This is a genomic window from Heliophilum fasciatum, assembly GCF_004341395.1.
Taxonomy (GTDB): domain Bacteria; phylum Bacillota; class Desulfitobacteriia; order Heliobacteriales; family Heliobacteriaceae; genus Heliophilum; species Heliophilum fasciatum.
Genome location: NZ_SLXT01000033.1, coordinates 1 through 26,561, shown reverse-complemented (window position 1 = coordinate 26,561; position 26,561 = coordinate 1). Strand labels below are relative to the sequence as shown.

17 protein-coding genes and 1 pseudogene are annotated in these 26,561 nt (G+C 51.6%); 11 read left to right on the top strand and 7 right to left on the bottom strand.

What is annotated here, in order from left to right:
• Nucleotides 1–372: 372 nt before the first annotated feature.
• The 11 genes and pseudogenes from hpf to EDD73_RS13010 all read left to right on the top strand — a co-directional run bounded on the left by hpf (nt 373) and on the right by EDD73_RS13010 (nt 13,842).
• Nucleotides 373–912, top strand: a complete 540-nt coding sequence (hpf, locus tag EDD73_RS13060) for a ribosome hibernation-promoting factor, HPF/YfiA family (RefSeq protein WP_131920627.1) — start codon at nt 373–375, stop codon at nt 910–912.
• Nucleotides 913–1,057: 145 nt separating this feature from the next.
• Nucleotides 1,058–3,571 carry a preprotein translocase subunit SecA gene (gene secA, locus EDD73_RS13055; RefSeq protein ID WP_131920624.1) on the top strand — a complete coding sequence of 838 codons (2,514 nt, stop codon included), beginning with the start codon at nt 1,058–1,060 and terminating at the stop codon, nt 3,569–3,571.
• Between the two features lie 31 nt (nt 3,572–3,602).
• A protein-coding gene (gene prfB / locus EDD73_RS13050; RefSeq protein ID WP_131920622.1) for a peptide chain release factor 2 occupies nt 3,603–4,725 on the top strand; the annotation gives its coding sequence in 2 pieces (ribosomal slippage) (nt 3,603–3,671 and nt 3,673–4,725; 1,122 coding nt in all).
• Between the two features lie 306 nt (nt 4,726–5,031).
• Entirely contained in the window at nt 5,032–5,913 is an 882-nt protein-coding gene (locus EDD73_RS13045) for a flagellin N-terminal helical domain-containing protein (protein WP_131920620.1), read from the top strand.
• Between the two features lie 203 nt (nt 5,914–6,116).
• Nucleotides 6,117–6,938: a transketolase gene (locus EDD73_RS13040; RefSeq protein WP_131920618.1), complete on the top strand. Its 822-nt coding sequence runs from the start codon at nt 6,117–6,119 to the stop codon at nt 6,936–6,938.
• A gap of 20 nt (nt 6,939–6,958) precedes the next feature.
• Complete coding sequence (locus EDD73_RS13035) at nt 6,959–7,897, top strand: transketolase family protein (RefSeq protein ID WP_131920616.1); 939 nt, start codon at nt 6,959–6,961, stop codon at nt 7,895–7,897.
• A gap of 113 nt (nt 7,898–8,010) precedes the next feature.
• Nucleotides 8,011–8,688, top strand: a pseudogene (gene ftsE / locus EDD73_RS13030) (cell division ATP-binding protein FtsE); the annotation flags it as partial.
• 291 nt (nt 8,689–8,979) lie between these two features.
• Nucleotides 8,980–9,867, top strand: coding sequence for a permease-like cell division protein FtsX (gene ftsX / locus EDD73_RS13025; protein ID WP_131920614.1), 888 nt, complete (start codon nt 8,980–8,982; stop codon nt 9,865–9,867).
• 91 nt (nt 9,868–9,958) lie between these two features.
• Nucleotides 9,959–11,140, top strand: a complete 1,182-nt coding sequence (locus EDD73_RS13020) for a murein hydrolase activator EnvC family protein (protein ID WP_131920613.1) — start codon at nt 9,959–9,961, stop codon at nt 11,138–11,140.
• Between the two features lie 86 nt (nt 11,141–11,226).
• The gene (locus EDD73_RS13015; protein ID WP_131920611.1) at nt 11,227–12,405 is read left to right on the top strand and encodes a S41 family peptidase; all 1,179 of its coding nucleotides are present in this window, start codon (nt 11,227–11,229) and stop codon (nt 12,403–12,405) included.
• A 15-nt stretch (nt 12,406–12,420) separates the two neighbouring features.
• Nucleotides 12,421–13,842, top strand: coding sequence for a PDZ domain-containing protein (locus tag EDD73_RS13010; RefSeq protein ID WP_131920609.1), 1,422 nt, complete (start codon nt 12,421–12,423; stop codon nt 13,840–13,842).
• 108 nt (nt 13,843–13,950) lie between these two features.
• On the opposite strand, the gene EDD73_RS13005 is transcribed toward EDD73_RS13010, so the two are convergent.
• The 7 genes from EDD73_RS13005 to EDD73_RS12975 form a co-directional block, all read right to left on the bottom strand.
• Complete coding sequence (locus tag EDD73_RS13005) at nt 13,951–15,456, bottom strand: hypothetical protein (protein WP_243116923.1); 1,506 nt, start codon at nt 15,454–15,456, stop codon at nt 13,951–13,953.
• Nucleotides 15,457–15,467: 11 nt separating this feature from the next.
• Nucleotides 15,468–16,844, bottom strand: a complete 1,377-nt coding sequence (locus EDD73_RS13000) for a KGGVGR-motif variant AAA ATPase (protein ID WP_207668888.1) — start codon at nt 16,842–16,844, stop codon at nt 15,468–15,470.
• Nucleotides 16,841–17,266, bottom strand: a complete 426-nt coding sequence (locus EDD73_RS12995; protein ID WP_165876514.1) for a HEPN domain-containing protein — start codon at nt 17,264–17,266, stop codon at nt 16,841–16,843. Before EDD73_RS12995 ends, EDD73_RS13000 begins: the two co-directional genes overlap by 4 nt.
• Nucleotides 17,267–17,554: 288 nt before the next feature.
• Entirely contained in the window at nt 17,555–18,211 is a 657-nt protein-coding gene (locus tag EDD73_RS12990) for a redox-sensing transcriptional repressor Rex (RefSeq protein WP_131920605.1), read from the bottom strand.
• A gap of 205 nt (nt 18,212–18,416) precedes the next feature.
• Nucleotides 18,417–22,244, bottom strand: coding sequence for a dynamin family protein (locus EDD73_RS12985; RefSeq protein ID WP_131920603.1), 3,828 nt, complete (start codon nt 22,242–22,244; stop codon nt 18,417–18,419).
• A gap of 233 nt (nt 22,245–22,477) precedes the next feature.
• Entirely contained in the window at nt 22,478–23,704 is a 1,227-nt protein-coding gene (locus EDD73_RS12980; RefSeq protein ID WP_131920601.1) for a DNA-processing protein DprA, read from the bottom strand.
• On the bottom strand, nt 23,704–25,803 hold the full coding sequence (locus tag EDD73_RS12975) for a RecQ family ATP-dependent DNA helicase (protein WP_131920599.1): 2,100 nt from the start codon (nt 25,801–25,803) through the stop codon (nt 23,704–23,706). The genes EDD73_RS12980 and EDD73_RS12975 overlap by 1 nt, the downstream gene beginning before the upstream one ends.
• Between the last annotated feature and the right edge of the window lie 758 nt (nt 25,804–26,561).

Below are 26,561 nucleotides of genomic sequence, written 5' to 3'. Positions count from 1 at the left end.
GTTAGAATTGGATATGCATACGGCGCGAAGTATCACTTTCAAAAAAGTCGCATGATCCTCCCTGGGGGAGATCTGCCCATTTTGAGGCAATGCCTTGAATGGGCGGGCCACACGACGGGAATACGGTGCGTTTTGCGGCTACTCACTTGATTAATTTGGAAAAAACACAGTTTCAACGAATACCATGCTTATTTTCATTAGGTTCCTAGACGGACTCTAATAGATGTCGTTGCGGAATCGCTGGATCGATGATGGGCGAGCGGTAAAGAAAATTTTGCTAACCCTTCTTGCCTGAGCGGCAGGATTTTTGCGATTTTTCGGGAATAGTAAAGGTGAGGACCTTGGTAAGAGAGACAGAGGAGCTGATGTTGCATGAACATTCAAGTCCGAGGTAAAAACATCGAGGTCACCCAAGCGTTGAAAGAGTATGTCGTCAAGCGCCTTTCCAAATTGGAAAAATACATCAATTCCCTTGGCGATGCCCGCGTATCTCTTTCCGTGGAAGGTGATCGACATCGCGTCGAAGTAACGGTACCGGCAGCGGATATGTTGTTACGGGCAGAAGAATCGCATGCTGACATGTATGCGGCGATCGATCTCGTTTTCGAGAAGCTCGAAAAACAGATCGGTGCCTACAAGACAAAGTTGCAGCGCCGGACGAAACACGCATCTCCACGGGAGGTTGCTCCCCCGTTGGATGATCTGGGAACGGCCGTGGCTGATGATGAGCCCCGTATCGTTCGTTCCAAGCGGTTCGCTTTTAAGCCGATGCCAGTCGATGAAGCCGTTATGCAAATGAACCTAATTGGCCACAGCTTCTTTGTTTTTGCTAATTCGGAGACGGAACAAGTCAGCGTGGTCTATCGTCGCAAAGACGGTAACTACGGTTTGATCGAACCCGACTTCGATTAAGAAATGGTCACGAGGGATGCCTGAGGGGCATCCCTTTTTTTGCTTGTCTCTCTTTTTCCACAAGGAGTTAATTGCGTAGCGAAGTTGTGAATGCTACAATGTAGATTAATGTGATCGATTGTCAAGGCGAAAGGGGTCTTGTTTTTTGTTTGGCTTTATCAAGAACTTGCTCGACGAGAATTCGCGGGAAGTTCGTAAACTCCAGAAAAACGTGGAGCGCATCAACGCGTTGGAGCCTGATTTTGTCCGGCTTAGCGATGATGAGTTACGGTATAAAACGGTGGAATTTCGCGAGCGCCTGGATAAGGGCGAATCGCTGGACAACCTGTTGCCGGAAGCGTTTGCGACGGTGCGGGAAGCAGGGAAGCGCATCATGGGGATGCGCCATTTTGATGTGCAGTTAATCGGCGGCATGGTGCTGCACCAGGGACGCATCGCTGAGATGAAGACCGGTGAAGGGAAAACGCTCGTCGCTACCTTGCCGTCCTACCTGAATGGGTTGACGGGGCGCGGTGTCCACGTGATCACCGTCAACGATTACTTGGCGCGCCGAGATGCTGAATGGATGGGGCAGATCCACCGCTTTTTAGGGCTCAAGGTCGGCTTGATTGTTCATGGGCTTGATTTTGCCGAGCGTCGTGAATCGTACCTGGCCGATGTGACCTACGGTACTAACAACGAGTTTGGTTTTGATTACCTCCGCGATAACATGGTGACTCATCCGCAGCACTTGGTGCAGCGGGAACTGAACTATGCCATCGTCGACGAAGTGGACTCGATTTTGATCGATGAAGCACGGACACCGCTGATCATCTCTGGTCCGGCCGATAAGCCGACGGAGAAGTATTATGCCGTCGCCCGCGTAGTGCCGCGCCTGAAAAAAGATGAAGACTATAAGGTCGATGAAAAAGCCCATTCGGTTGTTCTGACCGATGAAGGTGTGGACCGGGTCGAGCAGTTGCTGGGCATTGACAACTTGGCCGATAACTTGGAGTGGGCTCACCACATGACGCAAGGCCTTAAAGCCCATGCGTTGATGCGGCGCGATAAAGATTATGTCGTCAAAGACGGTGAGATCATCATCGTCGATGAGTTCACCGGACGCTTGATGTTTGGCCGCCGCTACTCCGAAGGCCTGCACCAGGCAATCGAAGCCAAGGAAAACTTGAAGATTCAAAATGAATCGCAAACCTTGGCGACGATTACGCTGCAGAACTATTTCCGCATGTACAACAAGCTTGCCGGGATGACCGGTACGGCCGCCACGGAAGAGCAGGAATTCATCCAGATCTATAAGATGGATGTGGTCAAAATTCCGACCAACCGGGCGCAGCAGCGGGTCGATCACCCCGATGTGGTCTATCGCACGGAAGAAGGCAAATTCAACGCTGTTGTCGAGGAAATTGTTGAATGCGCACGGCGCGGGCAACCGGCCCTCGTCGGTACCGTTTCCATCGAGAAGTCGGAAGTGCTTTCGGCCAAGCTGAAAAAGCGCGGTGTACCTCACCAGGTCTTGAACGCGAAGTTCCACGAGATGGAAGCGGAGATCATCAAAAATGCCGGTCAAAAAGGCATGGTGACCATCGCCACGAACATGGCCGGTCGCGGTACCGATATTTTGCTGGGTGACGATGTGGCGGAACTGGGCGGTCTTTATGTGATGGGTACGGAACGGCATGAATCGCGGCGGATCGATAATCAGCTCCGCGGTCGTTCCGGTCGTCAAGGCGACCCCGGACAAAGCCGGTTCTACTTGTCGCTGGAAGATGATCTGATGCGTCTCTTTGGCTCCGATAATATTCAAGGTTTGATGGATAAACTGGGTATGGATGATTCCATGCCGATTGAGTCTGGGATGATTACGCGGGCCATGGAAAACGCCCAGAAGCGTGTGGAAGGGCGTAACTTTGAGATCCGTAAACACGTTCTCCAGTATGACGATGTCATGAACCAGCAGCGGGAAGTGATCTACGCGCAGCGGCGCAAAGTGCTCAACGGTGAAAACCTCCGAGAGACGGTGCAGGAGTTCATCGAAACGCTCGTCAAGTCGCTTGTGGATCATGTGGCCGGCGACGAGAAATATTCGGAAAAATGGGATCTGCCGGCGTTGATCGCTTCGTGCGAAGAGGTGTTCCTGCCGCAGGGTGAAATCACACCCGATGAGTTGTCTACGCTCGACAAGGAAGAGATCATCGCCATCTTGCTCGAAAGCGCGCAAAAACGCTATGCTGAGCGGGAGCAGGTCATCGGTGCGGAAACGCTGCGGGAACTGGAGCGGGTGATCATGCTGCAAGTGGTGGACCATCACTGGATGGACCATCTTGACGCTATGGATCAACTGCGCCACGGGATCGGCATGCGTGCCTACGGGCAAAAAGACCCGCTTGTCGAATACAAATATGAAGCTTATGACATGTTCAATCAAATGATTGCCAACATGCAAGAGGAGTTCCTCAAGTATATCTACCGCGTCAATGTGGTGGTGCAGCCTACTGTCGAATCCGATGAGGAAACGATCCTCAAAAAAGCGACGGTCAACCGCAACGATGACACGCTGCCGCCGCAACCGCTTCGCGCCGAAGATACGACGGGGCGCAACGATGCCTGTCCCTGTGGCAGCGGCAAAAAGTACAAAAAGTGCTGCGGGGCGAAGGGGTAATTAGGCTGATTTTGATTGAGGTGAGCATCACGTGTTTAGCGAAGTAAAACGGGAACTGGCGGCGCTGGAAACGCGCTTGGATGAAATGAGGGCTTCTCTTTGACTTGACGGTCAAAGAGGAGCGCATCGCGGAGTTGGAAAACACGATCGCTGAGCCGGCCTTTTGGGAGGATCAGGAACGTGCCCAACAGGTGATGCAGCAGTTATCGGCCTTAAAAGCCAAAGTGCAAGCCTATTATGACTTGCGTGCCCAGTGGGATGATCTGCATGTTTTGCGTGAGTTAGGTGCCGAGGAAGCGGATCCGGCGTTGCTGGCCGAGTGTGAAGCGGGAATTCAGACGATCCAGCGGGAACTGGATCGCTGGCATCTGGATCTTTTGCTTAGCGGCAAATATGACCGAGGCAATGCCTATGTGACGCTCCATGCCGGCGCCGGCGGCACCGAAGCGATGGATTGGAATGAGATGCTCATGCGCATGTATGTGCGCTGGGGGGAGCGCCGTGGCTATACGGTGCGCGTGCTTGATTCGCTGCCCGGTGACGAAGCGGGGATGAAGTCGGCGTCGCTGATGTTTGTCGGGGAAAATGCCTACGGCTACTTAAAGGGGGAGATGGGCGTTCATCGCCTCGTGCGGATTTCGCCTTTTGATTCCTCGGGACGCCGCCATACGTCCTTTGCCTCCGTCGAAGTCATGCCGGAAGTCGATGCGGCAGAAGAAGTGCCGATCAATGCCGAGGACTTGCGCGTCGATACGTACCGTTCCAGCGGTGCCGGCGGCCAGCACGTCAACAAAACCGAATCGGCCATTCGGATCACCCACTTGCCGACGGGTATCGTTGTCAGTTGCCAGACTGAGCGGTCGCAGATCCAAAACCGCGCTTCGGCTATGAGCATGTTGCAAGCCAAGTTGAAGGAACTGCAACTGCGCGCCGAGGAAGAGGAAAAGAACCGGCTCAAAGGTACGCAGCAGGACATCGCTTTTGGCAGTCAAATTCGTTCCTATGTATTTCATCCTTACAACCTGGTCAAAGATCACCGAACAAGCTGTGAAGTAGGCAACGTTTATGCCGTCATGGACGGTGAGATTGATGACTTTGTCTCGGCCCACTTGATCTGGTCGGCCAACCGGCAAGAGGGGCAGGGGCAAGAGTAGGGGTGATTTTATAACTGAAGTGAGAAGGGCCACCTAGATGGTTTATCTATGGTGGCCTTTCTTTTTTATGGCTGTTGTACTGTGTTTTTTTCGGTTATGGCTATTTAGAATTAAGGTGCTTAAACCAAATTGGGACCAAATTCCGTTGGCAAACCGTATAAAAAGTGGTATCCTGAAAAAAATATCGAATCTATTGATTTTTTCTGATTCTGTTGTTTTGCTTTGTTGTTAGCGTCATCAATAACGTCTTTGCAATTATGCCGGTACCTTTTGATATTGCTTGGTTTATCAAGGGGGTAGTTTGACATGAACATAAGTCATAATTTATCGGATTTGGCCACACTGCGGAATATAACAAGTAACAGTAGCCAAATCAGCAAAGCCTTTGAAAACATTTCTACGGGGTTACGGGTTAACATTGCACGGGACGATGCATCTGGGTTAGCCATCTCAGAGAAAATGCGTGGTCAAATTCGCGGGATGACCCAAGCCGCCCGCAACGCGCAGGATGGCATATCTTTAATGCAAGTAGCAGAAGGTGCGTTAAGTGAAATCCATTCATTAACACAAAGAATGAGAGAATTAGCAGTCCAAGCAGGTAATGACACTAATACAAATATTGATCACTCTTCTATCCAAAAAGAGATTAATCAACTAACCTCCGAAGTTGACAGGATCGCCAATGATACAGAATATAACAATAAGAAACTTTTAAACGCAGGCCCTCCGGCTGTTCTCTGGCAAGGAACTATAAGTACGTCCAATGCAGGTGATCTTTTGTTTCAGGTTGGTCCGAATACCGGACAATCAATTACTGTGCAAATGCAGGACATGCGGGCGAAAGCGTTGGGCATTACTGATAATGCAGGTCATGGGCTCGAAGTATCTACAAGCAGCAACGCATCAATCGCAATCCAAAAATATGATGACGCTATCGAAAAGGTATCTTCTTTCAGAATACAATTAGGTGCCTATCAAAATCGCCTGGAGAGCGCGCTTAGCAACCTAAGTTATGGAGATAACCTTATTGCTACTGAATCGCGTATTCGCAATGCCGATATAGCAAAAGAAATGATCAACTTTCAAAAAGGCAATATTCTAACGAAAGCCAGTCGTGCGATGTTTGCCCAAACCAATCAAGATCGCCAACAGGTACTACAACTTATTTCCGCTAATTACAGCGCTTAGTTTCGTCTGACACCAGCCCCAGTGGCTGGTTTTTTGTTCGATTTACTTGTTTTTTTTCGACAGTTTCCAAGAAGAATCGTGTATAATACTGTCGAAGCTTTGCGAATTAAGTTTGGCTTAAGTTCGGCAAAGCTGGCAGTGGAGTAGTAGCGAACGACAAGGATCTGTCCCCAGCATTACAGTAATGAGAGGAAGTATTCAGCATGGTGGATGAAAAAATGCAAGAATGCTTGGCCCGGCAGGCGAAACAAATTCGCCGGCATGTGATTGCCATGACACAAGCTGCTGGTAGTGGTCACCCGGGTGGTTCTTTGTCGGCCGCCGAAATTGTTTCGGCACTTTTTTTTGCCGAGATGCGGATCGATCCGCAAAACCCCGCCTGGCCGGAGCGGGATCGTTTTATTTTAAGCAAGGGCCATGCAGCGCCGGTGCTTTACGCGGCCTTAGCGGAACGCGGATTTTTTGATGTGGCCGAACTGGTCAACTTGCGTAAAACCGGTCATTTTCTGCAAGGGCACCCCGATATGAAAAAAGTGCCCGGTGTGGATATGTCCACTGGTTCGCTGGGTCAAGGCGTTTCGGCTGCCGTCGGTATGGCGCTGGGGTTGCGTCTTGATGGCAAGGATGCCCGTGTTTTTGCACTGTTAGGTGACGGGGAATTGCAAGAAGGCCAAGTCTGGGAAGCGGCCATGGCCGCCGGGCATTATGGCCTCGATAATTTAACGATTTTTATTGATGACAACGGCCTGCAGATTGACGGGCCTGTGGAACAAGTGATGAATTGCCGCCCCATTGAAGACAAGTTCCGTGCTTTTGGCTGGAACGTGTTGACCATCGACGGCCATTCGTTGCCGGCGATTATGGACGCCTTGGCGACGGCCAAAGCGACCAAAGGTCGCCCCACTTGTATTGTCGCCCAAACCGTTAAGGGTAAAGGGGTCTCTTTCATGGAAAACCAAGTGGGCTGGCATGGTAATGCACCGAATGCAGAGCAAGCGGCAACGGCCATGACAGAACTGGGCTAGAAAGAAGGAGGCAGATAATCATGACCAAGGTAGCGACGCGGGACGCTTATGGCCAGGCTTTGGCTCAACTGGGCGCCGAGAACAAGGATATTGTTGTCTTAGACGCGGATTTGGCCAAATCGACCAAGACGATTGATTTTGCCAAGGTATTTCCGGAACGTTTTTTTGATATGGGCATTGCCGAGCAGAACTTGATGGGTACGGCGGCCGGGTTGGCGGCGGTCGGCAAGATTCCTTTTGCCAGCACCTTTGCCATGTTTGCCGTGGGCCGCGCTTTTGAACAAGTGCGGAACTCCATTGCTTACCCCAAACTGAATGTGAAGATCGCCGCGACGCATGCCGGTGTTACCGTTGGGGAAGACGGCGGATCGCACCAAACGGTGGAAGATATTGCGCTGATGCGCGCGGTGCCGAACATGACGGTCATCGTACCGTCGGACGGTCCGGAAACGGCGGCGGCGGTGCGCTGGGCAGCGACGCATCAAGGGCCGGTGTACTTACGCCTTGGTCGGTTGGCCGTGCCGGTACTGCATGGCGATGATTACCAGTTTGTTCCCGGCAAGGCCGAGACGTTGCGCTCCGGCAGTGATGTGACGATCATCGCGACGGGCTTGATGGTGTCGGTGGCGCTGGAAGCGGCTGAAGCGCTGGCAGCCAAGGGCATTCAAGCGACCGTGCTCAATATGCCGACGATTAAGCCGATCGATCGGGACGCGATTGTGGCGGCTGTGGCGGCTACTGGTTGTGTGGTGACGGCGGAAGAGCACTCGGTCATCGGCGGCCTCGGTTCGGCCGTGGCGGAAGTCATGGTCGAAGCGGCGCCGGCGCCGATGGTCAGGGTGGGCCTGCAAGACTGCTTCGGTGAGTCTGGCAAGCCGGCGGAGCTGTTGGCAAAGTTCGGTTTGACGGCGGAACGCATCGCCGCAGCGGCACAGCAAGTGATCGCGCGGAAAGGCTAAAAAGGGATACAGGAAGTGGAAAAATACCGATTTGGCGCCGGATTTGGGGGGCGCCGAAAAAGGAAATGACGCTTTTTTGTCGAACAACCTTCTAGATGGAGGTTGTTTTTTTTATGATACAAATGTACAACGTCTCCAAATGTTATCCCAATGGGGTTAATGCATTAGTAGATGTCAGCGTAACCATTGAAAAGGGTAATTTTGTGTTTCTTGTCGGTCCTTCCGGAGCCGGCAAGTCGACCTTTACGAAGCTGATTTTTCGCGAAGAATTGCCCACGAGCGGTCAGATTCTGTTTGACGGCAAATCGGTGACACGGATGAAAGATTCCGAGGTGCCCTACTTGCGCCGGCAGATCGGCGTTGTGTTTCAGGATTTTCGTTTGTTACCGCACAAAACGGTCTTCGATAATGTTGCTTTTGCTATGGAAATTGTGGAGGCACCACGCCGGAAGATCCGGGCACGGGTGCCGCAAGTCTTGGACATGGTGGGCCTGGCGGAAAAGGCGAAGTTGCACCCTCACCAGCTTTCCGGTGGTGAGCAGCAGCGGGTGTCCATTGCCCGGGCGATTGTCAATGATCCCTTGGTGATCATCGCTGATGAACCGACGGGGAATTTGGACCCGGAAACGGCGCAGGAGATCATGAATCTGCTGTTGTCGATCAATGGTCGCGGGACGACGATCATCATGGCGACCCATGCGCGGGATATTGTCGATAATCTGCGCCGCCGGGTGATTGCGCTTGATGGCGGGCAGATTGTCCGTGATGAGGCCCGCGGTGGTTATGAAGCCGGTGATGACGGCGCTGCGTTTCTGGCGGCATTACCGAAGGTGCAGTCGGGTTTGGGCAGTTCCGGCAGTTTTGGTACTTCGGGAAGCTTTAGTAATCCGGGGAGCCTTGGTACGATGGGTAGACATGGAACGACGGGCGGCCTTGGAACGACGAGTGGCCCTGGAACGACGGGTGGTATTGGTCATCCGGCCGGTTCGCTTACTCCAAGCCCCTATCGAGATCCCCAGGGAGGAGACAGTGCCTTGAAGCCGAACAATTCTACCGATGACCCAGGGCGGGGGATGGCATAAATGAGAATACGCACCATACCGTATTTTATCGAAGAGGCTTTTCGGTCGCTCTGGCAAAATCGCTGGATGAGTGTCGCTTCCATGTCGACCGTGGCTGTTTCACTGATGATTCTGGGTCTTTCGTTGATTTTAGTGGTGAACTCCAACTATTTGGCGACGACGATTGAGTCGGAGTTGGAGATTGCCGTGATTCTCAAGGACGATGTCAGCGGGTCGCAATTAAAAACGGTCTACGACAAGCTACGTACCGAGCCGATGATTGAGCATGTGGTCTATGTGTCCAAAGCGGAAGCCTTGAGCCAGATGCGCAAGCAGCTTGGCGAACGCAGTGATTTTTTTCGCGCCTTAGGTGATCAGAATCCCCTGCCCGATCTTTTCCGGATCAAAGTCAAAGATGTGGCGCAAGTCGCTGCGGTGGCGGAACAAATCTCGGCCTACTCCGGTGTGGATAAGGTGCGCTATGGACAAGGCGTCATTGAGCGCTTGCTGAGCTTGACCTACTGGGTTCGCTGGGTCGGTGTCGGCGTCATGGGCCTCATTGGCGCGGCGGCGGTGTTTTTGATCGCGACGACGATCCGGTTGACCGTCTTTGCCCGGCGCAAGGAGATCAATATCATGAAGTATGTGGGGGCTACGGATTGGTTTATCCGCTGGCCTTTTCTGCTGGAAGGGACGCTCTTGGGACTCTTGGGTGCGCTGATTGCTGTGGCGATGACCTATGGGCTGTACATGCAAGTGGTCAGTTATGTCCACGCCAGTTTGCCTTTTGTACCCCTCCGCAATGATGCGGACTTTTTATTGTTGTTGACGCAAGTGCTCTTGGGCACGGGGATGTTCATCGGTGCCCTGGGCAGTTTGATTTCACTACGACGTTTTTTACGGGTGTAACGGCAGCTTTTAACGGTACAGGTATAACGGCAGATGTAACGGTACAGGTGTAACGACCCAAGTGTAACGGCACGATAAAGGGGGATTCAAGGTGGAGCCGGTCAAGGAAAGTCCACGGCGTCGGCAGATCGCCATCGGCATCATCCTATCGATGACGGTAGGGTTCGTAGGAACGTGTAGCTTGGGCGTGCAGGGGATTGCCTCGGCCGATGAGCTCAGTGAACGGCGGCAGGAATTAAACCGTGTGCAAAACCAGGTAGACAGTGTGCGCCGTGATCTAACGGTGAAAAAGCAGCAAGAACGGGATCTGCTTGGACAGTTGGCTGATGTCAAACAAGATATCAGCGGGACCGAGCGGGCCATCTATGATCTGAATCGCCAGACTCGCGATACGGAAGTCGGGATCATGCAGGCGCAAAAGGATATCGCCGAAGCGCAGAAAGACCTTGACGAGCGGGTCACCGTGCTAAAAGAACGGCTGAAAGATGTTTATATCAACGGCAATGTGTCTTACCTGGAAGTGATGCTGGAGTCGAGCAATTTTATCGACTTTTTGACGCGCCTTGATCTGATGCAAAAGTTTGTCGAGCAAGATGCCAAGCTGGTCCGGCAGATTGAAGCGCAGCAGCAAGTGTTGCAGGAAAAAGTCGAAGACCTGGAACAAAAGAAAAATATGCTGGCGCAGATCAAAGCCCAGGCCGAGGAGAAAAAATCGTTCCTCGTTTCCCGCGGCCAGGAGCATCAGCGCTTGCTTAATCAGGTCAGTGCCGATCGGGCCTTGATTGCCCGCCAGTTGGATGAGTTGGAAGCGCAGTCCAACCAGTTGGTCGGGATCATCCGCTCGCTGCAGTCGCAGCAAAAGCGGCCTAAAATGGGGACTGGACCGATGGCCTATCCCTTGCCTAGCTATGCGCCGATCACGTCACCTTATGGTCAGCGGATTCATCCGGTCTTGCGGACGTCCCGTTTTCATACAGGTGTTGATTTTGGCGCACCTTCCGGTACGTCGATTTTGGCGGCGCAGGCCGGTGTGGTCATTTTTGCCGGCTCGATGGCCGCTTATGGCAACTCAGTTATCATTGACCATGGTGGTGGTGTATCGACGCTGTATGCGCACCAGTCGGTCATCCAATGCAGTGAAGGGCAAACGGTGACGAAGGGGCAGACGATCGGTCGCGTCGGCAGTACGGGATGGAGCACCGGCGCGCACTTGCATTTCGAAGTGCGTGTCGATGGCAGCCATACGAACCCGATGCCATACATTGGCGGTTAGTCGTTTGATGATGAGAAGCGTTATATTTACCTTTTTGGGTGAGTATAAATTAAGGGGTACCAAGTGGAATAAGGTGGTTGAATCAATTGGCAAAACGTAAGGGCTTGATCGCGGTGGCTGCAGTTGTGGCCATTGTAAGTACGGTCGTGACAGGTACGCTTGTCGGGCTGGTCGTCGCGAATTATCAGCATCTGGGCCGCTTGGCGCGGGTGGTTCGTCTGGTGACGACAGAGTACTTGGAGCCGGTGACCATGAGTGGGCTCGTCGATGGTGCCATGAAAGGGATGGTCGCTTCGCTCAAGGACCCTTACTCCAGTTATATGAGTCCCGAGGAGTACAAGCATCTCTACGAGCAGATTCAAGGCAGTTTTACCGGGATTGGCGTGTATATCAGCAAAAAAGACATGAATAAAACGGTGATCGTGTCGCCGATAAAAGGCGGACCGGCGGACCGGGCCGGCCTTAAGGCGGGTGATGTGATTTCCAAGGTCAACGGCGAAGATGTCACATCCATGGATGTGGATATCGTTGTTTCGAAAATCAAGGGACCGGAAGGGACGGAAGTGGCCCTGACGGTGTTCCGGGAAGCGGAAAAGCGCTTTATGGATCTGACGTTGACGCGGGAAGTGGTCAATATCCCCGTGGTGACGGCGGAACTGGCCAAGCAAAATGAGCAAATCGGTGTGATCAAAATCGCGCAATTTAACCAAACGGCGGCGGCGGAAGTCGATAAAGCGGTGCAGGCCTTTATGGACAAAAAGGTGCGCGGCTTTATCTTGGATCTGCGCGATAACCCCGGCGGCGAACTCGATGCGGCGGTGGACATTGCATCGTACTTTGTGCCGGAAGGACCGGTTGTTTATGTCGTAGATAACCGGGGCGTCGAAGAAATTTATAATACGACGCATACGCAAATCGATCTGCCCGTCGTGGTCTTGGTCAACGAAGGTTCGGCCAGTGCTTCGGAGATTGTCGCTGGGGCAATCAAAGACAGCGGTACCGGTTCGCTGGTGGGCAACAAAACCTTTGGCAAAGGGATCGTGCAGTCGGTCATTCAATTGGATGCCGGTTCGGCGGTAAAGCTGACGACGGCCAAGTATTTGACGCCGAAGAAAAATGATATTCACAAGATCGGTATCGAACCGGATGTGAAGGTGGAATTGCCGAAGGATGCCAACGGTCTTGCGCTGGAAGCCAAGGAAGGCGAGCCGGATCAGGTGATGGAAAAAGGGATTGAAGTACTGAAGACGATGATGCCGCAATGAAGGTAAGGAGAGTCGATGGGCACTTTTGATCCGTGGGCCATTCTTGATTGGATTATCGGGGGACTTGGGGTGATCGTTTTTCGCCCCTTCGATTACCCGACGTTGTTTTGGCCGATTGTCTTTTTGGTTGTTATGCAGTACCGGCGCATGGCCCAAACCAAAGCCGATCTTTTTGCCTTGGCGCCGGAATCGATCTGGCGCCCGGCAGCTACGGCCGTTGGTTATGGGTTGCTCGGCGGTGTGATCGGGTCGTTGCTGACGTTGCTTTTTGGCATTACGATCTCCGAGTCGGGTTTTGTGTACTTGTGGCCGATTGCGCTGGTCTTGATGTTGATCAACGTTCGTTATATGTGTTTTGCGTATGCCGGCGGCTTGTTGTCGCTGGCGGCGCTGATCATGGGTTGGAATGATATCAGCGTGCCGCAGATCATGGGCATGGTGGCCATTTTGCACATGGTGGAGGCTTTTTTGATCTATGTCTCCGGGCACCAAAGCAATTTGCCGGTGTACTTGCGTCATCGCCGCGGTGATACAGTGGGAGCCTATAACTTGCAAAGTTTTTGGCCGATTCCTTTGTTGCTGTTGATGCTGATACCGATGGCCGACGTGCCGGAAGCGGCCAGGGCCGGTATGCAGATGCCGGACTGGTGGCCCCTTATCGCACCGTCGCTGCCGGCGGGGATGACGGAAGAGCAATTGATGTTTGCACCGCTGCCGATCGTGGCCGGGCTGGGCTATGGCGATCTGGCCTTGACGCGATCGCCGCTGGCGCAGTCGCGGCGCTCGGCCCTGGCGTTGGCGGCCTACAGCTTGGTGCTGCTGCTGTTGGCGGTGCTGGCTTCCCATGTGCCGGCAACCGCTTTTTTGGCGGCGCTTTTTTCGCCGCTGGGCCATGAGGCGCTGATCTTGTGGTCGCAAAAAAGGGAAATGGAAGGGGCGCCGCTGTTTGTGCCGTCGCCTTTGGGTGTGCGCGTCTTAGGGGTGAGTAACAATTCACCGGCCAGCTTGATGGGGTTGCAGATCGGTGATGTGATTTGTCGTGTCAATGGGATGGATGTGCGGACAGGTCGTGATCTGGCCGTGGCGCTTTCGTGGTCGCCGAGCCGGGTGGAAGTGGAGTATGTGCCTTGGACGGAGTCGGGGGAGTCGGTTGAGTCGCCGGAGTTGAGTGGGTCGGTGGGGCCGGGGGAAGCGCCTGACTTGAGAGGGTCGCTGGGACCGGTAGGACCGATGGGACCGGTGGGAGCGCTGATGGGTTTCGGTGGTGCTGTAAAGTTGCCGCGAGGTTGGAAACGTGGGCGGATCAACAAAGACTGGCACGAGCCCTTTGGGGTGATTGCGGTACCGGGGCCCGATGATGATCCGCTGGTCACGATCAACGGCGACAATCCGATCTGGGAGAAGCTGATGTCGCTGTGGCGGCGGGAAGCGAAGTGAGCCATTTAAACAGCAAAAGACAGTTCCTATGGACCAAATTGGCCAGGGAACTGTCTTTTTTTGTTTGTGTTTTGCGATTGTTTGTATTTGTGTTTGTTTTATCTTTGGTTATTTCGGTCGTTTGATCCCGCCGCGGCGCTTTAGGCCAAAGCCGTATAAGTAGATCTCGGGTACATTGATGCGTGTGTCCAGTCGTTCTTCGGCGATACCTAATTGGATAAGGTAGCGTAAAATGCTTTCGGGTTGATGATTGGGTGGATTTTTTTCACCTTCCCATTTGGTATCTTGAATGGCTTGGAGAAGGAACTTTTTTTCTACCGGTACTTCTAGCCCATGCAGCGTCGGTGTTATTGCTGCTAACCAGGGATACCCTTCGCACAATTCTTGGATGCGCACCTTTGAGGCTTCTATTAATGCACCTTGGAGTGATAAAGGCTGCAGGAGGCGGGCTTCCGGTAATTGGTCGGCGTTGAAACTTTCTTTTTCGCGCTGAGCCGCCAAGGCAAAAAGCTTCAAAAAAGAGCGGGGGGTGATACGACCGTCGGCATCTTGCAGATGATGGGGTATCCAGCGAAAGGTACTGCCGCGCCTTGGATTGGCCCCCATGTATTCGCCGATCATCTGTTCCGTCAGTTGCTGAAACAGTTTTTCGTCTGTGCCTGGGAGCCAGCCGAGAACCGGATCTTTTGTCGATAAGAGGCCGGGAATCGACTGAAGATACTCTTCCATACCTACATTCGCCATCGAGCGCACCAGCAATTGATATAGCCAAGGCGTTGTCCACTCCAAGCGGATCTGGTGCGCCTTAAGTTTAGCGGCATCGGGAAATTGGAGGAATTCATCGCTAAAAAGGTCGGTGCGCAGAAAGATTTTGGGTCGAATGCGTTCCCAGCGGCGCCAACGATCAAGCCAAAAAGCGAGCAACCCACATATCGGTTCGACCAACTCGGTAAAGCCCGGGGTTAAACGATCAATTTCATCATAGGTAATAAACAGCCATTGATCGGATTGGAGTAGGCGTTCATCGACTTCATCGAGTAAGGCGCTTATTCCTTCGAATTGGTCCCTGACTAGGGGAACCCAGCTTGCAATTTCGTTGAGATGATTTTCGAGCCGTAGTCGTAGCGGTTCATTCAGTTGATCGAGGCATAATACGCCTGAAAAACTTTTGCCCTCATCTTGTTTAACGTAATGTAATACACTCCCCAGCAGCAACCCAACCCAGAAAGCACGCCAATCCAATGCGGTGGCTTTTGCGCCAAACTGGCTGACGCTATCTTGAAGCGGGAAGCGGTTTTCTTTTTGCTTTGTTCTCCCCAAGCTGTTCACCCAGTGGGTTTGATTAAAATCAGCAAGTGCCCGACTACCTAGTTTTTTGATGAGTGCCTGACGTCCTTGGGCCATTCCTAATAATCGAAAAAATTTTGTCTTGCCGCTTCCCCGTCCACCAAGAATGAGAAGGATATCGGGTTCCAACGCTCGGCGATGATCGGGCAAAGGGAGGATGGTCTGCAAAATCGCTGTATCCGTTTCTAATTCCGATATACCGGCCGGTGATATTTTTGATAATAATGTAAGGAGATAACGTTTCCCCTGAGCATCCAGAGCATCCAAGACAAGTTACCTCACTTTCGGATCAATTTCTTTCCAAAAAGATGGCAAATTCGTTCGGCCAGCTCTTCATAGGAACCTGTTGTAAGCGAGGAAACGAGCCATGCCAACCGGGCCGCCTCTTCGGGGGTTTCATCACGGGCGAACAAAACGATATCACCTTGTAAGAGTTCGCTCCACTCTACGACAACAGGTATATGGGGGGGAGTCTCATGAGATACATTGACCATTCCTGCTTCGGACAGTGTATAGTAATTATTGTAAAAAATGTCCTCGGCTTTTTCCCGAAAGGCTTGTCGCTCAAGGTTTGCGCCTGGTCTGCTCTGTGGTGCGGCCATGGCCTGTACGAGAATTACGGGAAGTTCCTCATCTTGTTTGGCCAGGGGACGAGCTAAGCGCCAGATAACGTGGGTTAAACCTGCCCAGGTTTGACGGGAATGATTACCGATCACAACAGCAGCGTGAGCGAGGTTCGCTACGGCTACACCTCCGAGATCGTGAAACCCTGCTCGGGCATCAAGAAAAATAAAATCAAAGGAACCGCCAATCTGGGCAATCTCATTCAGCATCTCGCACAATCGTTCATCAAGTTGCTTATCAACGATGTGCTGAAAATCAATTCGGGCGAGTTTTTCAAGGTAATCTTCATCGACAACACCGGCTGGTAATAGTCGCAATGGCTCGCCGGCATCGCCAAGAAGTGTTTGATCGGTAATTGTTTGGACGTGAGGACGAACGGACCAGGAGGAATCATGAATCGGTTTTTCCAGCAGATAATCAAGGACTCCTAATTTGGTTGCTTGTGGTCCATCGGACTCCGGGGAAAAAAGTGTCGCTAAGCCCGGCGCTTCTAAGTCCATATCGATCATGGCTACGCGATGGCCGTAACGGGCCAAGGTTAGGGCGGTGGCTGCGAGCGCAGTTGTTCTGCCAACGCCCCCCTTATATGAAAAGAAACTGACAACGGCGGGCTTTTCACCGCGATCTACCGCTTCAACCGGCCATGGTGGATTACCGGTGCCTGCTGCAGTCCACACTTCTTTGGCGATGCGGCGCTCTAGTATATACCAATGGGGCTGAGTGTTTTCTTGGTTCCAGGTAGCCGAGATACGCTCTTCTTGAATCAGTGTAATGAGGAGTTCGCTTGCGTTTTGCGTACCTGAAATCCAAGTATTGCCGGAGTAATAGGCGCCAAGTTTGGAGGAGAGTTGATTTTGCAGGTCGGTCCAGATTTCTTTGTCGTTTGGTACGTCTTTGTGTGGTTCGATAAAAAGGCTAATCTGTCCATGAACATCACGGATGATCGTTACGCTGTCTAAGTATTGCTTTGTAGAACTGGATTCAATGCATTCTTTGGTTGCCAGCAAGGTTTGAGCAAATGAGATAATCATGATAGCAACGCCTCACTTGGAATTAGTCCGTCTAATACCAATCGTGGGATAATCTCTTTGTGGATTTCTCTTGCTCTGTTCACGGCTTTTTCGGCTTCCGACTGCGTCCAGAGATTTGATTGTGCATATCTTCTGCCTGGATGGTTTTTTTCCAACACCGTGCCGGTGGTTTTTGGCAATCGTGTTGCTGCTTTAGGAGAAACTAAGCGTAGTTCAGTCAGGGCGCTTTCTTGTAGTTTATTTAAGTTGTGGCCATAGTCTCTCGTTTGTTTTTTGCCCTTATATATTTCCACTAATGCTTTAAGCGTGCATTCCACAACATAACCGGCTAGATAGACGGCATTATCCCAGCGCTGTAGATCGCATAACACTTGGGCGTCGTGTAAATGCCTGGTGGCGGCTTGGGCAAAATAATCGGCCATTACTTTTATACCCCCCATTACGCTCCTTTATTGTGTAACGCTCAATTAGGTTGATTTTCACGCTCTCATTTTACTAAAATATGCAGTGCTTAACCAGAGATATGGTGTAAAGCGTGTTTCGCCGCGGGGAGTGGATTTGTGTTATATGAAGCACCGAAGGGAGGAGCTATCTGTGCAAAAAAATGATCGCCCCAATGACGGGGCGATCGGCAGCTACGGCAATGGTTGGGTTCCCGGTTCCGTTCTTGACCGTCCAATAAGCGAAAGGCTATGTACCTGAGAAGCTCTCTAAAGTGTATTAAAGCCAAGTGAAAAACTGAGGATTCCCAGACTTTGTCCGATGTCAATGTTGCGCACTTCCGCATGAGGCGGTGCATGGAGGATAACTGGGGCTACATTGATGATGTGGGTAATTTGGCACTGAAGTAATTGTTCAAGAACGGCTTGGGCTTGATCGGCAGGAACGGCGATAACGCCGATGGAGATCGGGTGCTCTGCGGTGAATTGGGCCAGATCGCCGAGGGGATAGACCGGCGGCAAAGGGTGTGAGTGACCGTTTTCCCGATCAGCGTACGCTTGCCACTTGGCCGGATCAATATCAAAAAGAGCGAGCGTATGAAAGCCCCGGTCACGGAGGAGGGGATACTGGGCGATGTAGTTGCCTAAGCGTCCGGCGCCAACCACAATACAAGGGCAAACTTGGTGGGTACCAAGCAGCTTATCGACCTGGTCGCAAAGGGCTGGGACTTTGTAGCCCACGCCACGGATGCCAAATTCACCAAAGTAGGAGAGGTCTTTGCGCACCTGGGCCGGTGGGATACCGACAAGTACGCCAAGTTCGTCAGAAGAGATGATATCGAGGCCGTTTTTGGTCGCTTGATTCAAAAAGCGCGAATAGACAGAAAGGCGAATCACGGTGGGTTCCGGAATTTTACTAATTTTCATAGCTGCCCTCCATCGTGTTCTGAGGCAAAAGTTCGTGTAATTATTAGTACAATATTTAGTATAAACGTGATCTACCTAATATGTCCACAAGGTTGCCTGTGGTAAGAATTTCATAACGACGTAATGCAACGGCCCAAGGACATAGAAAAAAAGAAACTCGTGATCGATGGGATCACGAGCTTCTTTTTGGTCTTGGTGCTATCACTTAGGCGAGGATAGCCCGGGCCAATTCTTGTTGGATTGCCTCGGCTTTGGCCACATCAAAGTCCACCGACAACGCTGCTGTAAGTGAAGCAAAATAGTCGTCGATTTGTTGCCCCGTATTGTGCAGCACCGTTGCGAGGATGCGCTGGAGTTCTTCGCTATAATGGGTGCGCATTTGCTCCGTGGCCGCTGCGATATAGGCATCAGCCGGCGCTTGCAGCTGGTCCTCAAGGGCTTGGCGGAACTGATGACGGCCGCTGCCTTCGAAAAAGTCTTTGGGATTTTTGATCTGGCCCAACAACGATGCTGCCGAGGCGGCGGCTTGGGCAAATTGATCGCCGGGAAGCGCCGATGTCTGCAGCGGTTGCGGTTCATACGGTGACAAGGGGCATTGCGGTACTTTGAGGGCGATTTGCTGGGCCAGTTGTGCGCTGAACTGCTCGGCGCGGCGGTGAATATAGGTTTCGGTGCGCAGTGTGGTGGCGCGCAGTTCCTGGGCCAGTTCGCGCTCCATGGTCAGGAGCAGTTCAGAAAAGTTATGTTGAAGAGCTTTTTTGGTGATCGCACCGCGCGCGTCCTGTAATACTGCGGGGTTAAAGTAGCGGCCGAAGATGTCGCCAAAGCGGTAGAAAAGACGTTGTTTGACGTAGTAGAGTAATTCCGCCACTTCCTGATGCAGCCGCTGGGTTTCATTAGCTGTGCGTGCCGATTGCAGGAGGTGATGAATTTCTCCTTTGGTCGCTTCGTAGGTGGCGCGCTTGATGCGGCGTGAACCGGCATCGGAGTGAGCGGCGGCGATCATTTCATCGAGACTGCTGAGGCAACGTTGCAATTCGCCTTGGGCGGCCGTTACGGCGATTCCGGTGAGGTCATGCAAGGTAAAGTGGTAGAAGTCCTCTTCCAAGCGCTCAAAACCGGACAGGGTCAAGACTTTTCCGGCTGGGCACGCTTCCGCTGTCGGTGGGCATGCCTCGCCGGTGCTGATGGCGTTTAAGGAGACGCAGCGTTGCAGGTAGGTTTTGGCGAGCGATGCCGTCAAGGGGCCGGCGGCGGCCAAGCGGGCCAGCAAAGCGGCTTGGCTGGATACGGCATAAATGCGGGGATTGCGAATGCCGCACTCGTTGACGCGTTCTGTCACATGGGTGACTACTTCCTGCAGTTCATCGCCGGTTTTAGCCAAATCAGCGGCGTTGACGAGGAAAAACATTTTGTCCATGGCAAAGGTATCTTTAACACGGCCAAGCTGCATGAGGAAGTCGCGGTCAGCATGGGAAAAGGCGCTGTTGTAGTAGGTGACAAACAAAACGGCATCGGCGCTCTTGATGTAATCGAAAGCTACGCCAGTATGGCGGGCGTTGATCGAATCGGCACCGGGGGTATCAACGAGCATGATGCCGTGGCGGGTCATGGGGCAGTCGTAATGCAGTTCGATCCATTCGACAAAACAAGCTTTTTCTTCGCTGGCGACATAGTCATTAAACTCATCAAGATGGATCATCAATTGCCGGCCAAGATGCTCACGGACGGCACGGAGGCCCCGGACGACGGCGAGCAGGAAGCTGTAATGAGGTTTGGCGGAAGGATGAATATCCATCGGTGTTAAGCGGTCGATTTTTTGCAGCGCTTCATCGAGGGAAGTCGCTTCTTGGTCACAGGCTTTTAAGGCGTTGATCACATCGGTGGTGATGTCCTCGAAGCTTTTGAGTTGCACACAAACGCTGCCGTGAGGATGGTCTGCTGTAGGCGGCAGGATTTTGTTGATCGCTGCTGTGGTAGGGTTCGGCGACACGGGGAGGACCATTTGGCCGAGTAAGGCATTGGCCACGGACGATTTGCCGGCGCTGAAGGCGCCAAACAAAGCGACGGTGAAACGATTGGCGGCCAAGCGATCGGCCCGTTGCGCTAGGGCGTCCGAGAGGTGATCGAAGCCGGGCAGCGGTGCGATGATCTCGGCGCTGTGGCGTAAGGTGGCTGCAGTGGTCGCAAGGACGCTGTTCGACGGTGAGGGGGCGGGACCGTCAGCGGACTGTCCTTCGGCGGACCTTGATGGGGAGAGCGACGGCGTCAACGTGGAAGGGGCTGAGGTGGTTGTTGCCGTGGCCCCTGTAGAACTTGCCGCCAAAGTGGTATCCGATGTTTGCTCGGTTTTGCCGCTTTGGATGGCTTGGCCGAGGGTGGATAAGGGGGATGTATCCAGTTCAGGCCGGAACTTGAGCAGATCTTGCAGCACCGGAATGGGTCCTACGTTGGTACTGAGCATGGCCGTGAGACGCTGTTGTTCGCGGCGATTTTCTTGTTCGGCTTTTTCCAGGCGGTGCAGCGCTTCGACCACTTCGGTTAAGGGCGCCGCTTGGGGCGTCAAAATGGCCAGTGCCGCTGTGGACTGGCGGCGCGCGGCAAGCACGGCTTCATCAGCCAGGGCAAGGGCTTCACGGCGAAAGACGGCTTTGATCGCGTTAGCCAGATCGCGGGTGAAATTATGGACGTACTCTTGGCTGAGGGTAGCGCCGTCGCGCAAGACACTATCAATCAGCGACGGTTCCCAGGTGACACGAAAGGCTTGGGTGGCTTCCATATAGGCGCTGTCGGTCAGGCCCTGCGCTTCCGCCGTTTTGGCCATGGTATCGCGGAGGTGCCACTCGAGTTGTGTGCTCGCTTGCTGTTGTAACTCTTGATAGAGCGCAGCTTGGCGTTGTTCAATTTCTTTGCGTGTTTTATCGCCGCTGAATAAAAAGCCGACTTTGAAGCCGGGGCTGCGGCTTTCAATGTATTTTTCAACCAACTGGGTAACGGCAAAGGGGGTAAGGCGAGCATTGTCAATGACGTGACGGATTTCCGCTTCCAAGGCTTCTTGCAAAAGCACCGGTCGCTGTTCTTGTTCATTGATCTTTTGCCGCAGTTGATTGTAGTCCATGATCGTTTGTTCGAGGTCCGCGCATTGATCCAGTAAGGCTTGGTCGGCTTGGCGCGCATCGGCATTTTTGTTGGCGAGGCGACGAACATGATCGTCTACCAACTGGCGGGCAGCGGTATAGACGGTCGCGCTGATGACGTCGGCTTGGTGCTGAAAGAGCGCTTGGATTTGTTGTTTGAGCGCGTTCCACTGGTTTTCCGGATGCTCCGGTTCGGTCACCGACGTAAAAAAGAGGCCGTCGGGCTCGATACCCCAAGCGGTGAACCCGGCTAAAGAACTACGCTTGAAGTAGGAAAAGTCTAATTCAAAATCGCAGTGTTTATCGATCTGGTTGATCACCAGAAACACCGGCTTGCCTCGTTCTTTGAGATATTTGGTGAAACGAAAGTTCACTTCTGACTGGACGTGATTATAGTCCATCACGTAAAAAACGGCATCGGCGGCGATCAGGGCCGGATCTTCGGCTAAGCGGCGGGCGCCGTCGATGGTGTTAATCCCCGGTGTATCGACGAGAGAAACGGCAGAGTGGCACTGTTCAAAGGGAACGTGGATATTGATATGTTCGATTTGTTCGCCGTCAAGGCAATGGGCTTGTACGTCATTCAGGTCAGTTTGGAGATCGAATTCCATCACTACGCCTTGCCGTGAATGGACTTGCGCCGGTGCTGTGCCGGGGCGTACCGTAACGACGTTGGCACTTGACGGTGTGGGACGCGAAGGAAGAATATCTTGGCCAATCAGTTGGTTGATCAGCGCCGATTTACCACCGGAGATGTGACCGCAAAAAGCAATCCCCAGTTCCTGTTGTTCCAGCTTGTGAAGCAATGCTTCCATACTACGGGCTGCTAGATCGTCTTCATTGGCGCGAAAAGCTTCGGCCAAGCGGGGAAGACGATGTTGCAAATCTTCTAACATATTAAAAGAACACCTACCTGCCTAAGTTTTTGATATGGTCATAGCAGCGCCGAGAGGAGAGGTCTTTTTAGGGACGGGCGCAACGCTTTAGCTAATAAAGATTATTGTATCATAATGGTAGCTCACTTTTCGCACCCCTTGATACAAAAAAAGCATTGCCGATGGCCCAAGTCAAAATGCGACCTCCACAAGAAGGGGTCGCATTTTGCGTAACATTTATGAAGCCAATACGTTTAAGTCTCAAATAAAGAATATTGTTTAGCGTTGGCAAGGCTGGCGTCAACATATTTATTCGTACTATCCAGCCGTATAACGCTATGATTTTGCAGCGCTCTTTCTAACCAGAGGGATGCTTGTTTTTCGATTACGTTAAGCGTTTGCGCTAACTCTTCTTCCGTATGGGGTGTTTTCAATACAGATTTTATTGCGGGCCAGATAAGGTCAAACACGTCAATTTTGCTTGGATGGGTTGAGATTGTACTCAAGGTGGCGGTAGGACCATTGCTGTTCTTCTGTAACCAATTTAGGAGCGTTCCTTGCCGCATACGGAGAACTGCATCGGCAACAGGGATTCCACCGAGGGAAAGCAGTTTTTGGTTGCCTTCCGGTACGTGTGTACCATCACGAACAAAAAGCGGCACCCATTGATACTTTAAATTTTCGGTAGCGCCACTCCATGTTCCGCCTTTCAATGATGAAGAAACAATAACGGAATAATCGCTTAAGCCATAAATATACTTATTTCTCGCCATCGCATTGTATGATTTAAACGGTGTCTTTGGCGGTAATGCTGATAAGAGTAATAGCTTTCCGGCCAGGAGTTGGTTGCGAATCTCTTTACGTCGAATGGTTGCTTCTAAACCTTCGGAGAGAATCGAAATCACCAATCCGTCATTTTGCAAGGCTGCATTCTGTGCAATGCTGTCAATCCCTCTTGCGCCACCGGATACTAAGAGCAATCCTTCCTTGGCACAACGGTGCCCGAGCATTTCAGCAAAACGAATACCTTTTTCGTCGACATCTCTTGAACCGGCAACGGCGACTGCGGTTGTCGGGGAAAAAAGCAAATCACGATTTCCTGAGCCAAAGAGAACGAGTGGACATTTCTGGCCAAGGCGCTTTTTAAGTTTGCTGGGATAATCCTTTTCCGCACGAGTCGTTATCCATATACCCAAGTTCGATAATCTGTTTAATTCAATGGATAGTTGACCGCTGCGCGATAAAAGAAACTCGATTCGGGTGATTTGAGCGGAGGGAAGGCCAATGGTTTCTGCCCAGCGCCCTGATGGAATTTCGAAAAAACTTTTGGGGCGAAGTTGACGTGTGATTAATTGCTGCGAAAGTTTCTCCCATTCGGAAGGAGTGAGGGGCTTATCGTTTGTTTCCTGGGCAGAAGGTATTGCCAGACTTGTACAGAGCAGCAAGATGGCCAAACTGTCAGTCGACAATTGCTCATTCATTAGTCAACATCTCCTCCACGGCTGGCATCGGCAAGAGCAAATGGATAAACCGGACCGCTTCCTGCTTGCAACAATTGTACACCACAGACCGTAAAAGTCCAACGGGAGTCAACGACATCGTCAACGAGGAGTACTGGACCACTAGGTACAGAACCGGCAATCTGAAAGGCATTGACGATATTTGCAGCTTTATGTTGACTGTTTTCCATGTTTTTTTGCGGTTCGGTGTCGGTTGGCTTAATGAGAATGGGAAGGAACGGCAGGTCGAGAGATGCAGCCAATCGACGGGCATAATCAGAGACCAAGGTAGGTTCGCGACGGGAAGGCACACAGGTTACCCAGGTCGGAGAGGGCTGAGGGCACCATTTTTGTGTAATCATCGCAGCCGCGGCAGTAACCAGTTCCTGCGGAAAATGGTGATCAACATACTTGCCTGACCGGACCAGCGGACCGTAGCCGCTGTCGTTGTAGACACATAAAGCGCGGCCGGGCTGATTTTGAAGCGTAGCGGCAATCCGTCCTCGGTGAGTTCCAGCCCCGCCGATCGGCCACATTTTTCGGGGGTGAATCACGATATGGCTGCCTCGTAAAAAGTCGATAGCTTCCAGCCGCAAGGCCGATGATATTTCTTCGGGAAATAGGGGAGCACCGGTGCAATTGGAACATTTGCCGCAATCATGAGCATAGGGATCATTTAATTCCCGGGCGATAAAAGACATATAGCAACTATCCAAGCCTTGATATTGCTTGATCTTTTCCCATTCCCGATATCGATTGGCAGTAACCTGATTCATCCGAGCAACATCAGGGTACCATGGATTGATGGAACGCAGATATTGGGTGGTGCTTCTTCTTTCTTTATAAATTGCCTGGTCTAATTCGAGAAACTTCAGGCATTTTTCAACTGAGCTTTTTGATTGATTTACGGCGGAAAGAATACTATTGAGTGTTAGACCTTCATCGGCATTTTCCACTACTTGCAACACTTCACCCATGTTTTGAAGTGTTGGAAAGGCCGTATTGATCATGTGTTTTTGAATTTCTTCATCTTCATTGCCTACCAAAAGAATCGCATATGCTTGATTCAATCCACGTCCGGCCCTGCCGATTTGTTGGTAGTAATTGACTAAATTCATGGGGGTTTGATAGTGGATGACAAAACCAAGATCCTGTTTATCAAAGCCCATGCCCAGAGCAATCGTAGAAACGAGAACTTTGATCTTGTTATTCATAAGTTGATGTTCACGTTCTATCCGTAAACGTCTGTTCTCTTCGTTATCATCATGTAATCGTGAGTGATACTCGTAGGCAGCAATCCCTTGTAACTGTAACCACTGGGCGACTCGGCGGCAGTCCGTAATGGTTGAGCAATAGATGATGCCGGAATGGGGCATGGTAGGAACGTATTGCGCTAGCCAGGCTAATCGTTCTTCTTGCGTGGGGAGATGCATGACCTGAAGACATAAGGATTCCCGCATCAATGGACCGCGCAGGATCTGTAACTCTTCGCCAAGTTGTTCTCTTATATCTGCAACGACACGGTCATTCGCCGTAGCGGTCGTTGCCAACACAGGTATATTGGGCGCGAGTCCTTGAATTAACCGGACAATTCTTCGATAATCGGGCCGAAAGTCGTGGCCCCAATCGGAAATGCAATGAGCTTCATCGACGACAAAGAGGCCGATGGCGTTTGTTAATTCCCGTAGCATCCCGATAAATCGTTGATTTCCTAATCGTTCTGGCGTGATCAACAAAAGATCTATGCAGTCATTATGTAATTCACGTTCGATAGTATCCCATTCATCGGGGTTTTCGCTGTTCATGACGACAGCATTGATACCCAGTCGTGATGCAGCGTCTGTTTGGTTGCGCATTAAGGCGAGTAATGGGCTGATTAATATGGTCGGGCCGGCACCTTGCTGCGATCTCAATATTTTGGTTGCTAAAAAGTAAACCAGGCTTTTGCCCCAACCGGTTTTTTGGACAACTAATGATTTCACCTGGCGTAATACGAATTCGATCGCTTCCCACTGATCGGGCTTGAAGTTAGCATCTGTTCCATAGGCTTCTCGTAATAAGTGCAGACCATATTCCTTCATAGAGCAGACCTCCAAAATATGTTTTTCTATAATTATATATTTTAATTGTTTTTTGCAAAAGACGACTGGTTAGAGCTAACGACAAAGCAAGGGTGAGTGTGTTGCATAGGTGAAGGTTGTAGGCTAAGACAGCTTGGACCACAGGCCTGCCTCATATTTTAAGGGTGCGGAAAGTGAGTGGTAGGGTTGTCGGATAGGAGAAACGGTGGTGTCGGCGCAGTGTCGGTGGTGAGGGCGGGAGGTAGTAGCTTGATTAAGCGATGAACAGGCAACGTGCGGGGTATGGATGCGGAATGACTATGCGATAAAATAAGAGCTGGAAGGGAGCAATCAATAAAATTAAATAAGGGGTTGACGATCTCGATGTGTAAGTGATAGAATACTCATCGCCGCCAAAAACGACGGTTACGGATTCGAGATGGCTATTGATTCGAAAAGATAACTTCACAAAAGGATAAAAAAACCTCTTGCGAAGCTCGAATGAGTATGCTAGAATCTATAAATGTCGCCGCAAGTTGAAGCGAGACGAACGATGTCGATGAATAAGCCGACTACCAAGTCAAAACTAAAAAGTCGATAGTGAATGTTTCGAGTCAGCACGGGGCACAACTTGGTCCTTGAAAATCAAACAGTTGGAAAAAGCGTGATAACCTTATTTAATGAAATTCCAGTTAGTAAGTAAACGAGCTTGACTCGAACACTTCATATTTTATGGAGAGTTTGATCCTGGCTCAGGACGAACGCTGGCGGCATGCCTA